This is a genomic window from Legionella impletisoli (genome assembly GCF_900639875.1).
GTDB classification, from domain to species: Bacteria; Pseudomonadota; Gammaproteobacteria; order Legionellales; family Legionellaceae; genus Legionella_A; species Legionella_A impletisoli.
The window spans coordinates 1-13,435 of record NZ_CAAAIA010000010.1 but is presented as its reverse complement, the minus strand read 5'-3'; the positions used below and the strand labels follow the sequence as shown (position 1 = coordinate 13,435).

Here is a 13,435-nt window from a genome sequence, read left to right as displayed (position 1 = left end):
TTAACCATGGGATCACTGAATCATTCTATGTCCAATAATAATGTATTTCTAGATAAACTCATCTTAGCTCTTGAAGACATGCAAGCTTCTGATATTACCGTGCTTGATGTTCATAAACAAACCACAATCACCGATTTTATGGTCATATGCACTGGCCGTTCATCACGCCATGTAAAATCGATTGCTGAACAAACCATTGAGAAAATGAAATCTGAAGGGATTTCTCCTATCAGCAGCACTGGTCTTGAACTAGGAGAATGGGCTTTAATTGATTTTGGCGACTTTATTTTACATGTAATGCAACCTGATAGCCGAGCGTTTTATAATTTAGAAGGACTTTGGCAAAACACTGCGAATGCTTAAAATAACGCTCATCACCATTGGCAGTAAGATGCCTAGCTGGGTCGATGATGCTGTCAAAGAATTCTCAAAACGCTTGCAAGATGGCATCACACTTTCTTTAATCGAAATTCCTTTGCAAAAACGAGGGAAATCAGCCGATATATCTCGAATACTTGAAAAGGAAAAACTTGCAATCGAAGCGGCTATACCGAGCAATGCTCGATTGATCGCTTTAGACATTCAAGGTGAACAGTTTACCAGTGAGCAACTTGCAAAAAAGCTTGAACGGCTCCAACTCATTTCAAGTCATCTATGCTTTTTAATTGGAGGGCCTGAAGGATTGCCTAAAGAGTTGATTGAAAAAAGTACGGAGCTTTGGTCATTATCTCGACTCACGCTCCCCCACACGCTCGCTCGCATTGTCTTTTTAGAGGCAATTTATCGGGCATGGTCCATATTAAATAATCACCCCTATCATAAGTAAATTCTTGGTTCCTCCTATCTAGAGTTGTACTAAACCAAGAGGTAGAACATCGCTCATGTTGAAGTTTATGAATAGGAATTGCTGACAAACTCCTCTCTGAAAGAGTATCATGTCTTTTTTTAAAATGTCTGTAGCAAAACATGAACCTTGAACATGCTATTAATCAAGTTTTAAACCAATCGACCATCCCTTTGCTTAAAATTGCACTAAGCGACTTACCACTTAAGCCCATTATTGAATTAGAGGATAAACAATTAACCTTAAAATTAATTGCTGGGTTTCCAATTGATTTGATTAGAGAAACTCTATCTAACGATTTAGCTCAAACATTAAAGCAAACACTACCAGATTTTACTGTATCGGTAACCATAGAAAGCGCCATTAAAGCCCATACAACTCAACTTCCAGGCATGGCATTGCGCGGGGTTAAAAATGTGATTGCCATTGCATCAGGCAAAGGAGGGGTAGGCAAATCGACTGTTGCAGTTAATCTTGCAGCAGCTCTTTCCCGTTCCGGTGCCCGAGTTGGTCTTTTAGATGCAGATATTTATGGCCCAAGCGTTCCTTTAATGCTTGGTCAATTTGAGCCTGTGGAGGTTCGAAATGATAAATATATTCCGGTTAAAGCCCACGGCATCCAAGCCATGTCCATTGGTTATTTAACCCAAAATGATCCTGCTTTAATCTGGCGGGGGCCGATGCTTGCCAAATCGATGATTCAAATGTTAGACATCACCGCTTGGGAGGACTTAGATTATTTATTCATCGATTTACCGCCAGGAACAGGCGATATTCAATTAAGTCTCGTTCAAAAAATTCCTTTAGCAGGTGCGATAATCATTACCACACCTCAGAACGTTGCTACGTTAGATGCAGAAAAAGCCATTAAAATGTTTCTTAAAACGAATATTAATGTGCTTGGAATCGTAGAAAACATGTCGTTTCATCAATGCAGTAAATGCAGTCATGAAGAAGCATTGTTTGGAGCAGGTGGCGCACAAAAGATTGCCCGTGAATATAACACTCATTTACTGGGGCAATTACCGTTAAACCCTGAGATTGGTGAAGATTGCGAACGAGGGGTCCCTACTTCAACAAATAATACTTCTTTGGCCAATTCTTTTTTGAAAACGGCACTCAGTGCAACCCTTGAGCTGGCTAAAAGACCCCTGAATTACGCAAGCAAGTTTCCACCCATTAAAGTGGAGTAGGCATATCCTTTAAGGTTTGGCTAAGACCAATCTACAACTTCGTGCGCGATGTATGCTAAACTACTCATTTAACCATCAGGTGCTGGCATTATGTCTGATAATTACACTGCAGAAGCGATAGAGGTATTGAGTGGTCTTGAGCCTGTGCAGCGACGCCCAGGCATGTATACCGATACAGCAAGACCAAATCATCTAGCCCAAGAAGTCATTGATAATAGCGTCGATGAAGTACTTGCTGGCTTTGCTTCAACCATTATCGTTACACTCCATGAAGATCACTCTATTGAGGTAGAGGATAATGGCCGCGGCATGCCAATCGACTTACATCCCCAACTCGGATTAAGTGGGGTTGAAGTCATTATGACTCGACTTCATGCTGGGGGTAAATTTTCAGACAAAAATTATAATTTTTCGGGTGGATTGCATGGCGTTGGTGTTTCTGTGGTTAATGCATTATCCGAGCGCCTCGAAGTCACGATTAAACGAAATGGCATCATCTACCAGATGGCTTTTAACAATGGTGATAAACAAATTGAATTAAACGAAATAGGCGTCACCAAAAAACGAGACACTGGCACAATTATTCGATTCTGGCCCAACGCAAAATACTTTGATACAAATCGCTTATCGATTAAGCAATTAATTCATGCCTTACGAGCCAAAGCTGTGTTATGTCCTGGTTTATCCATGACTTTCGTCAATAAACTCACCAATGAACATCAACACTGGTGCTATGAGTCCGGCTTAACGGATTATTTATATCAATGCCTTGAATCGAGTGAATTTATGCCGCAAGAAGCGTTTAGCGGTGAATTTAAAAGTGATGATGCGGCCGTCGATTGGGCTGTGGTTTGGGCTACCGGTTCAAACCTAACCATCAGTGAAAGTTACGTTAATTTAATCCCAACAATTCAAGGCGGAACCCACGTCAACGGATTACGGTCTGGCTTATACGACGCCCTTTCTTCTTTTTGTGAGTTACGAAACTTAATTCCCCGCGGCGTAAAAATCACCGCTGAAGATCTCTGGGAGCCCTGCCAATATGTGCTTTCGGTCAAAATGAAAGAACCACAATTTGCAGGTCAAACCAAAGAACGGCTAAGCTCAAGACAAACTGCAGCGTTTGTAAGTAACGTGGTAAAAGATGCGTTTTCTTTATGGCTTAACCAGCACCGAACTCAGGGCGAATTAATCGCCAGCATGACGATTGAACGTGCGCAAAAAAGACTTCGTCAATCCAAACAAGTGACCCGGAAACGTGTCCATCAAGGCCCTGCTCTACCCGGCAAGCTTGCTGACTGCTTACAGCAGGATTTAAGTCAGGCTGAATTGTTTTTGGTAGAAGGAGACTCAGCCGGTGGCTCTGCAAAACAAGCACGAAATAAGGATTATCAAGCCATTTTGCCTTTACGAGGCAAAATATTAAATGCTTGGGAAGTTGATTCAGCACAAGTACTCGCTTCTCAAGAAATTCATGATATTTCCGTTGCGATTGGCGTTGATCCCGGCAGCGACGACTTAACCGGGCTACGCTATGGAAAAATCTGCATTCTAGCGGATGCCGATTCGGATGGAGCACACATTGCGACATTAATTTGCGCGCTATTTCTTCGCCATTTTAAACCTTTGGTTAAAGCCGGTCATGTTTATGTGGCTATGCCACCTCTTTATCGTATTGATGCGGGGAAAGTGGTTGAATACGCGTTAGATGATGAAGAAAAAGAAAATATTGTGTCGCGTTTGTCGGAAACCAGTAAAGCGAAAATTAATGTTCAACGGTTTAAAGGGCTTGGTGAAATGAATCCCATGCAATTAAGAGAAACGACCATGGATCCCAATACTCGTCGTCTGGTTCAATTAGAGCTCGATGATGAAACTGCCACCATGGCCTTAATGGATATGATGCTGGCCAAAAAAAGGGCAAGTGATCGTAAAGCTTGGTTAGAAAGCAAAGGAAATTTGGCTACAACGCTTTAAGTTAAGGGCTGAGAGATCAGGATACCCATAATCTTATGGGTTTTTACTGCTTATTTCTGGGATTTCTGTTGCGTTTTTTTTCTTTGTTTGGGCCAAATTATTCGCTGAGGCTGGGGTTAACACGGGCGGATAAGTTTGTCTTGCTTGTTCGATATAGTCACTTTCCTTGTCATCACCCTGCCCAAGCTCTTGTGTCATTTTGTTTGTACTATCTAGCGATTCTACAAGTTCTACGTCATTTTGGCTGGAAAGTCCTTTTTCCAGTTCTGCCCCTTCGATGACTTCGAATTCATGGGCCAATGCTTTTTTAGTCAATTTTGCATTGATTCGGCATACCAATGATTTCAGCGCCATAACCGCGGTAATAGCGGCTACAGCGATTATACTAATGATTAAGCCAGGAGGGGTGAAGCTCCACAGAGCGATAATCCCGACCATCATAGTCGCGGCGGTAAAATTGATTATTAAATCTCTTCGTATCCGCGAATATTCAGATTGCAAGCGAATTTTTGTTTGTTTTTGAACGAGCGTATCACTTTCTTTTATTGGACCTAATTCTTTAAGTTTCCCATTCACGTAATTCAGTTTTGTGAGTTGGTGAGTGACATTCATAAATGAAGCAACAACAAACAGAAGTCCCGCTATGGGATTAAATGTTGCGGCAGCCGCTATAAGAACTGCGTAAGCTGCCACATTAATCGCAGAGCTGCTTAGCAAAAAGAAATTATCAATAAATTTATCTGCGAAGGATAGGCGCTTATCTTTCAGAGTTTGATAAAAACTATATGCAGCTATCGCAAACGTATAGACAATGCCTACAATAGGAATGATTACACCGATGGAGAATACCGCATTTAAAATTGCAGGCGTTTCTGCAACTAAAAAGGGCGAAAACTCGACAACTCCTGCAAGAACGATTATGAGAGAGGCTATAAAGCGTCGAGTTCTAGTTTTTTCAATCTGTTCGATTTCGTAAAGGAAGTGATTAAGTCGCTGCTTTTTTTCTTTATCATTAGTCAGTTCGAGAAGTTCATTTAAAAATTCATACCCAGTTATTGGAGCATTTACAAAACGCCCCCAATATTGGCGTTGAATGTTTGCAGCGATTAAAACTCGAATAACCTTATCTTGCAATTCCTGGGTCTCATTGATATTTGTTTCACGAAAATCTCTTTGCAGCTTGGCAAGGTTCATTTTATAAATCGTATTAGGCCTCTTTGCCTTAGGAGTATTTTCAAGGTATTTTGCGAGCTCATTTAAGGTTGAGAGAAGTGTTGGGTCGTTATCAATCATTCACTAGCTATATGAATTTAAATTAATGTGTTAATTATAATACAAAAAGATTAAGGATTGATTAACATAAGCGGTTTTAAAGGCAGCAATCAATATTTCAATAAAGGAATAATATTACTGTAATCATCCGTCCAATGCACCATGTTATCATCCGTTACAAAACGCCACCCTTCCTTGTTCATTAATTGAAACGCGATCGCTTCGTTCATTGTCAACATCACCCACTCTGAAGACAGTTGGCCTAATCGATTTAGAGCGGGTTGAAATTTATGCAGTACAATTAAATCTTTAGTGCGTCCAGCAGCGGTCAAAACGGGCAATAAATTCAAATGCCGGTTACTAATATTAAATAAAATAACTCCTCCGGGTTTAATTTTCTTCACATACGTGTCGAGGGCTTCCTGAGTCAATAAATGGATTGGAATAGCATCTGAATTAAAGACATCAATGGCAATCACATCAAAATATCCATCACGAGCTTGTTCTGCTGCAAGTCGTCCATCGGCTTGAATTATTTTTGCCTTGGGCTTACATTGGGTTAAATAAGTAAATAATGCTGGATTTTTAGCAATTTCAATGACTTGTTGATCAATTTCAACCATAACTAACTCATCTTCCTTTCGCAACTGACATGCCATAATTCCACTTCCTAATCCTAATACCATAGCGCGGATAGTTGGTTGTTGACTTTGAATTGCCCTCATAACGGGCAAAACAGCACCGTAATAAGCAACAGAGCCATTTAATTCATCTTTACCCATTACCTGAAAACCATGAACCGTATTTTGGCTAATTAAAGAATGGATCCCTTGATGAGCAGATACTTGTTTGATACCGTAGAAATTACGTTTTTGAACCAATATCTCATGGGATTTAAACCAAGGCATAAAAATAAAAAAGAAAAGAATAAGTAAACTGATAAACAATGCCCGTGTACTTCTAGGCCAAATTACAAGAATACTTAAAGCTATCAGCTCGAAAACGTCGTATCGTTTGAGCCAAGCCAGCCATCCCTCCATTGGTAACAACACATGAATACTGACCAATATGAACACCAATGTAGGCGTTATCCATTCTGGTTTTTCGTGTTTAATAGGGAGCCAGAACACACCCAGCAACATCACTAAAGGATACTCATAAGGATAAGAAAAAAGAATGGGTGCCAGTAACGCATTAAATAATCCGGCTAATACCCCACCAAGTGCTAAACAAAAATAAAAGGTGGTGAGGAGTGATGCTTGGGGACGACGGTGAAATAATTCGCCATGGCACAATAGAGCAAGCATGAAAAAACCTGCTAGATGAAACGCCATCAGCAATATAACCGGTAAGAGCGCTGATCCACCAATGAACCCGAGAATAGGAAAAATAAGGACAAATAAGACATTACGACTTACCCAACTGTGCGAAATGATTGGGCGACGAGCAAACGTGATAATAAAAGAAAGCAAATACAACGCTAAAGGGATAATCCACAGTAATGGTGTTGCAGCTAAATCCGTCGTTATAAAAAAAGTTACACCAAGCATCAAACTACAAGGGATAAAACTAAGAGCAACCCAGGTGAATTTTTGACGCCATGTTGCTGAGGAGGTTGTTTTTATTATTGAGGGTGGATTTTTGTATCGTATACCAAAGAGCAATAACAACAATAATCCAAAGTAACCAAGATAGAAAAACGTCCAACCGTTAAATTGCTTTGGAATATTAAAATAGCGCTCAATGAGCCAAGGATAACTTAATAAGGCAAGTAAACTTCCGAAATTGCTCGCCACATATAAATAATAAGGATCAGCAGCTCTTTTACCTTCGGTAAGGCTATAGGCATACTGCAATAAAGGTGCTGAAGCCCCAATAATGAGCAAGGGCAATCCTAATTCTCTAACCAATGTTTGAAGTATTTGTAACTCTGGGATGCTGGATTCTAATCCTGGAATTATTTTTATTGGCAAGTAAAAAAGACTAAGTCCACCAATGATCCCATGAATAATTTTCCAGGAATGCAATCCTTTCAAACGACTTAATCCCCATGCATAAGCATAAGAAATTAATAATAATCCTTGAAAAAACAACATGCATACGGTCCATACCGCAGGTGAACCACCATATACCGGCAATAAAACTTTTGCCGCAATAGGCTGAATGACAAAAAGCAAACTGGCGCTTAAAAATAAGGCAATAGGAAACAACCCATCACAAAAAGAAAATAAAAATTTTTTAATCATTTTTAGTCAACTGGCCCTGTAAATTAAGTCCTCACGTTTTACTCTAATGAAGAGGTTATCTATTCAAATCGTTTAAATCGCTGAAATGAGATCTGTCAGGTTGCTTAATTAATATAACTTTAAGAATTTTCTACTAAACTTTAAGTAACTTAATTATTAAAAACTCCCATTGTGGGTGCTAGATGACAGCTTGTAAACATTTTCTAACCGGCATTGAACAAATTAATTTCGCGACAGAATCTGCCAAGCGATTACGTCAGATTTTGCTGACTTTGGCCATCAAAGAATTAAAAGCCGAAGAGCAATCACAACGAACCTTGCTAAGCAAACTTCCCGACGTCATTGAACATAATCCAATCGCAGAAAAACCGTTGAAGTTATTAAAACAACAACTAAGTAGCCAAATTGAATCGATCCATTCACGAATTGCCTTAATCCAAAATGAAGCCGAAGCATCAGGCTTAAAACTTCATGAAGACATTGAATTAGATGACTCATTTATTAAAGCATTTGCAGAAAATTTTCGTAACATCCCCCACCTAGCAAACACCTTATCCGACGCGCCGCCTGAAATTAAAACCTTACAAACTAAATTATACAGCGTCATTTTTTTCAAACTCGACCAAAATGAACAAGAACAACAGCTTGCCAGCCTGTCGACTGGAAATATCCAAGATATGGTGAACCAAGCTCTGTTAACCTATAACACCTCAAGTGATTTAGAATTAAAAGCGCAAAGCCAACAATTAGTTCATATGGGTCTATTTGAGCTAATTAGACGTGAATCACTTAAAGTTCAAGAGTCCGCACAACGAGATTATTCAACCTATCTTGCCTTTACTCGAAAACTACATCACATGCTACCAGACGTTGGTGAATCCGACGTCATTGATTATTTAAGTGACTATCAAAGTTCTGATGGCCAATCGATTGCTCAGTTACTGTATAACGTTCGCGAACGATTAAAGACACAAAATCCTGCTTGGGATGATGATAAGCAAATAGAATCTGCCAAAGAAAGTCGTGCTTTATTTCATAAGCTTCGTTTTGGTCAAGGCGACCGCCGCGAATACCTCGCTAAGCGTAAAGCAAATATGCAACGCGATTTATTTTGGGCACGAACCATTCAAGATACTGAATTATTTACCCAAAGTAAGGAATCAGAGCTTGAGTTTCAGAGGTTAGAAGAATTAAGAAGTTTAAGAGAAGATACGCAATTTAAAATTGCACAGGGTGTAAAAACTCGAACATTTCCGAAAAAGAAATTAGAAATGGCCTTTCGTGAAGTCTTTAAACAAAGAAAAGATAAAAATCTACCTTTAGGTAATACGAGAGACCCATTAGTTCAAGGTGAAAAAGATTATACAAGCGACGCACTAGCATTAATTGAAGAAGCGTTTAACTCTCAAATGAGTAAACCTGTGATCACCATCGATGAACATGGTCAAATAAAAGCGGAATTCATTTATATTGGTGCGGCAAGTCAAACGATTTTAGATGCCATTACTGCTGGTGGAGGGTTTGGTAGAACACCTGATTCTATCTCAGATTCTGCGTTTGCTTTGGAAGGCATTCAAAGTTCGATTGTCACTCATGCTTTCAAAGGAAAAACCCTCGACGAAATTGAATCACAAATTCAAGCACTTGAGGATGAAACTCTAAAGCATTCTTTCTCTGAAGCATTGGCTAATGTTAAGCAATCCACATCTACTCTTTCGATCAGTGACTTACAACTTAGGTTAAGCGAAGAGCTCGTATTAAGAAAACTCTTAGAATTACACTTATTTTATTCCCATAAACCACCTATTCCAGAGGAATTAAAGGAAGCTTTCGCAAAATTAGAGCAATCAGCAATCGAAGCTTTGAAAATTCCCAACCTAGAACAAACCGTGAACCAGCATTTCACTGCTCTAGCTGAGCTAAGCGAGGAAACGGTTTCATCTGATATAAGACCTGTTGTTCGCAAAGCCAAAACCATGGTTATGTCCAATGCCGAACGTGCACGCAAAATAGAGACCTTTAATCAGGCATTTAAATCCGAGAGAACCACAAAATCTATGCTCAAGGCTTTGTTTCAAGATGAATATCATGCTATGTCGGATAGGTTAAAATTAACCCAAGAAGAAATACGGCAAATGGATGAAGACATCGACTCCATGGTTGATGAATTTCTCTTATTATATGAGCGAACCAAAAAAGGACAGCCTGTTTTATCTAAAGCAGAAGAAGAAGCTTATTTTTCAGTCATTCGTCAATTAGCAGAACAAGTTAAACCCAATTCATTAGCAGATTATCAGTTTAAGCTTCTTCATTCTTCCACCGGTCGTCAAATGGTTAAACTGACCACTCTCACAGGTGATACAAAGCAACTCCAGATTGATTTAGGCCGTATCAAACTGCCTTATTCATTAATCAAACCCCCGGGTGAAAGCGAGTTTATTTTTTCTTATGGGGGAAGTCGCGGAATTATTGCACCTTTTGCAGGACTTTCTGAAGCGCTTGGCAGCCCTAAAAATCGTAAACGTCTATTTACTCATTCAAGGCTTCTCGGTGTAGGCCAATATGGTACGGTCAAAGAAGTCGAAGGATTATTAACTGGCTTAAACCGCGTCATTAAAGAAGGTTACGCTCCTACACATGATAATAAACCAATCTTTGAAGATCAATTACGTGAAAACTTACTAAGCCGTCCTATCACTTCACGAGAAGATCCGCTCTATCGTATCGAAAGTGATATTTTACAAGCGTTTTCTTCAGCAACGCAGGAAAGCCATGATTCTTTATCACAAGAAACGCAATATTGGCTAAAAGATAAAGAAAAAAGAACAAAAACAGTAAAACAATACCAAATCTTAACGTCCAGGGCGAAAGGGGATACGTATGCTGATACGGCTAGCCATTCACTAAATCGCTACAGTAAAACCGATTTGGCTTATCATAATCCGCTTAAAAGACCTCAGTATGATAATCTAACAACGCTGAAGACCCAACTCGCCTTATCTGAAGCCTTAGTACAAGAAGCGGAACGATTTCACGAACTAGGGTTTGCACATAACGATATTAAGCCAGAAAACTTTTTATATAAGCGCGATGCAAATGGTCATTTCTCCGTTCAATACATTGACTGGGCCACAGGTGGATTTAAACGATCTATAGATCCCAGAGTCCTGCCGGGGGAAGTTGCCGGAGAGAAAAAAATAGAAACGCTTTTTAAAACATTATTTGGAGAGGACTTACCTTATTCGATAAAAGACAACCGTTGTTTCGACCTCCAAGGACGATTTGTATCTTATGATCCAGAAACGAATCGCTATTCCTATGGAGTCAATCCATCCCTTGAAATTCTCCACGGTGCGAGAAATGGCACGCTTCCTTATATCAGCCCAACAGTGATGGGTGAAAATCGAAATAAATCTTGTTTACCGGCGGGTGTTCGTGATCCGAGCTTAAATACAGAGCTTTTAACGCATGATTCGACCATGGATAACTGGGCTTTAACGGCTATGACCTTTGGGGTTTGTAACACCCAAGCCTATTTTTCTTTGGTACGCGGTCGTGTCGTTTCAGATTATGTCGTACCTGAGATTTTAGATGTCGATAACGAGACTCCGAAAGGATTAAAAATTGTTAACCATGCAAAATTCAATCAATTCTTTGCGGTCGATAAAATCACAGCCAAGGATTTAACAACGGGTCGAGTCTATACTCAAAATACTGGCGTGATGTATATCCCAGGAAATCCCAGAGAGGGAGAACCTCTACACCTATATCGCCACCTTGAAGCATTACGCGCACAGTGCTCTAAAAAAGAACAACCATCGGAAGCAGAAGAAGCCATTATTCAAAACATTGATGATATCCTAGGCACTGTTCATGATGCCGTTTCTAGTGGGCAAGGTTTAAGCAAAGAAGATTTGCAAAGACAATTTACTAAAGCAAAAGCTTGTATTGAACAATTTCAGCAATTAAACGATAAGGATTTTCTTGCCTCACTAGATGAAGAAGCGTTGTTGAATTCAATTCTTGCTAAATATAGAGATAAGCAAGACCTAACAGCGAATGATCTCTTACAAAAAACTTCTTCAGGAATAAGTGAATTAGAAATTTTAAGCACCTACCCTAAAACCGCTTCTCAACAAGAAAAAGCCTTAGCAATCCTAGATAAAGCACTAACCCCTGCTGATTTAACCCAACTATGTTTCGATGAAGAGGCTCCCTATTCACATCTCCTAAAAACATGCATGGCTAAGAATCAAACGCTCCTAACAATGGGTTTATTAGCGAAAGTAAATACAGACAACCCATCTTTTATCCAGCAAGTACATGATCAAGGGCTTCTTCATTTTGCGTTTCAGCAAGGCCAAACCGATGTGGCTCAAAAAATGATCGAAGCCTTAGAGAGAGCAGGCCAAACTGATCCTGGAGTTTTTTACTTAATGGCCCTCGAATACGGGCCAGGAGAGGACCAACTACCTGATCAACACCATATTCAGTGGTCCAGTAACACGCTTCACATTGCCATTCGCAATCACAATAAAGAACAACTGAGCTTAATTCTTGACCGATTACCTGAAGGATATGAGTCGATTATTACCGAATCGCTTCATCAAGCGGCACTCTTATCGCACCCTGATTTTTATCAAGCCATACTTTTGCGCCATAATGAACGTAATCCTGAACATGAAATTACGGTAGAAAAAATAGTATCAATCGCCTATCCGCCTGATGACAGCTCTCCCTATCATTTATTCTTACGCGATGAAGCAACACTCGATGCCATTGATTGGGAAGCCTTAACAAGCAAACAAGAATTAGCTAAAACTTTTTTACTTCAAGCTCCAGAAAACACCCAGGCATTTCCTTTATTAATTACCACTCAGGCTGGCAATTATATTGGACTGGAAAGGCTTTTAACTTTAGGCGATGCAGTGGCCCTCACAGAAGAAGGATGGCAAGCCTTCTTTTTACAAACCGATGCCAACGGAAAAAACATTCTAAACCATACTTTAGAACAAGGACGATACGAAGAATTAACCCTAATACTTAACGCTATCAAGTTACGCTGTAAAGAAAAGAGCTCAGACGTTTTAATTACCTTACTGAGCAATCCCAATCCGTTAAATCCTTTACAAAATTTCTTAGCAACTGAAAAAGTGACTGAAAGCCAATATCGAATTGTTTCAGAAATATTGGATGCGATTAGTAACGATTACACCAAAGCAAGCAAAAAAGAGCAAGAAGCGAGAATTATTGCCCTATTAGTGAATAAAGATTGGTTATTTGAACAAGCTGAAACAAATCCAGAAGCCTTGCGAGCGCTTTTACAAAATAATTCATTATCGCTGCCCTATAAACAACTTCTCTTTAAACAACTTAAAGAGAAATCACCAAAAGATTCCGTTGCAGAACGCTATTTTAATGATCGTTTGGATGAAGTAACGCCAAAAGTCACCGAAACCGAAGAGCGCAAAGTCAATTTGGGGTTATCCAGCATTTTAGGCGAGGTGACGAAACAATCTCGCGGCGATCTAAGCGATTTAATTGAGGCACTTACTCAAAACAGCAATATCGGCGCTGCCGTTAAAGCTGCTACGCTAGAATTTACTACTAAAATCAGAGACCTTGAGGATCAGTTAGCCGAGGAGAAGAGAAAACTTACAAAAGCCACAAATGAACTTCAAGCCCAAACCGCACGTGCTGAAGCCAGTGAAGAAAAACAGCGCCAAATTCAAGATGAATTAACCAAGGCACAGGCCAATCTTGCCCATCTCAACGAAGAAGCTGAATCGCTTACTGCTAGCCATAAAGCTGAAGTACAAAGCTTACAAGATAAAATCCTACAAGCTTCTGAAGAAGCCAAAACAACTTTAGCCACCCAATTAGAAAAATTAAATGCTCAACAC

Annotated in this window: 7 protein-coding genes; 5 read left to right on the top strand and 2 right to left on the bottom strand. The window is 39.7% G+C overall.

Annotated features, from left to right (window positions below; genetic code table 11):
- The first annotated feature begins 27 nt into the window (after window positions 1–27).
- The 4 genes from rsfS (at window position 28) to parE (ending at window position 4,014) form a co-directional block, all read left to right on the top strand.
- Window positions 28–363: a ribosome silencing factor gene (rsfS, locus tag E1O41_RS10215; RefSeq protein WP_131777235.1), complete on the top strand. Its 336-nt coding sequence runs from the start codon at window positions 28–30 to the stop codon at window positions 361–363.
- Complete coding sequence (gene rlmH, locus E1O41_RS10210; RefSeq protein WP_131777234.1) at window positions 356–826, top strand: 23S rRNA (pseudouridine(1915)-N(3))-methyltransferase RlmH; 471 nt, start codon at window positions 356–358, stop codon at window positions 824–826. The genes rsfS and rlmH overlap by 8 nt, the downstream gene beginning before the upstream one ends.
- A 140-nt stretch (window positions 827–966) precedes the next feature.
- Entirely contained in the window at window positions 967–2,037 is a 1,071-nt protein-coding gene (gene apbC, locus E1O41_RS10205; protein WP_131777233.1) for an iron-sulfur cluster carrier protein ApbC, read from the top strand.
- A gap of 90 nt (window positions 2,038–2,127) precedes the next feature.
- Window positions 2,128–4,014, top strand: a complete 1,887-nt coding sequence (parE, locus tag E1O41_RS10200) for a DNA topoisomerase IV subunit B (RefSeq protein ID WP_131777232.1) — start codon at window positions 2,128–2,130, stop codon at window positions 4,012–4,014.
- A 33-nt stretch (window positions 4,015–4,047) separates the two neighbouring features.
- Here parE and E1O41_RS10195 read toward each other — a convergent pair whose 3' ends face one another.
- Both E1O41_RS10195 and E1O41_RS10190 read right to left on the bottom strand, forming a co-directional pair.
- On the bottom strand, window positions 4,048–5,307 hold the full coding sequence (locus E1O41_RS10195) for a hypothetical protein (protein WP_131777231.1): 1,260 nt from the start codon (window positions 5,305–5,307) through the stop codon (window positions 4,048–4,050).
- 89 nt (window positions 5,308–5,396) lie between these two features.
- Window positions 5,397–7,532 carry a fused MFS/spermidine synthase gene (locus E1O41_RS10190; protein ID WP_131777230.1) on the bottom strand — a complete coding sequence of 712 codons (2,136 nt, stop codon included), beginning with the start codon at window positions 7,530–7,532 and terminating at the stop codon, window positions 5,397–5,399.
- 182 nt (window positions 7,533–7,714) lie between these two features.
- Here E1O41_RS10190 and E1O41_RS10185 point away from each other — a divergent pair.
- The coding region (locus E1O41_RS10185; protein WP_131777229.1) for a hypothetical protein at window positions 7,715–13,435 on the top strand (5,721 nt) is incomplete at its 3' end.

Coding starts and splice junctions, on each gene's coding strand:
- rsfS (WP_131777235.1), top strand. CDS start 28: ATGTCCAATAATAATGTATTTCTAGATAAACTCATCTTAGCTCTTGAA.
- rlmH (WP_131777234.1), top strand. CDS start 356: ATGCTTAAAATAACGCTCATCACCATTGGCAGTAAGATGCCTAGCTGG.
- apbC (WP_131777233.1), top strand. CDS start 967: ATGAACCTTGAACATGCTATTAATCAAGTTTTAAACCAATCGACCATC.
- parE (WP_131777232.1), top strand. CDS start 2,128: ATGTCTGATAATTACACTGCAGAAGCGATAGAGGTATTGAGTGGTCTT.
- E1O41_RS10195 (WP_131777231.1), bottom strand. CDS start 5,307: ATGATTGATAACGACCCAACACTTCTCTCAACCTTAAATGAGCTCGCA.
- E1O41_RS10190 (WP_131777230.1), bottom strand. CDS start 7,532: ATGATTAAAAAATTTTTATTTTCTTTTTGTGATGGGTTGTTTCCTATT.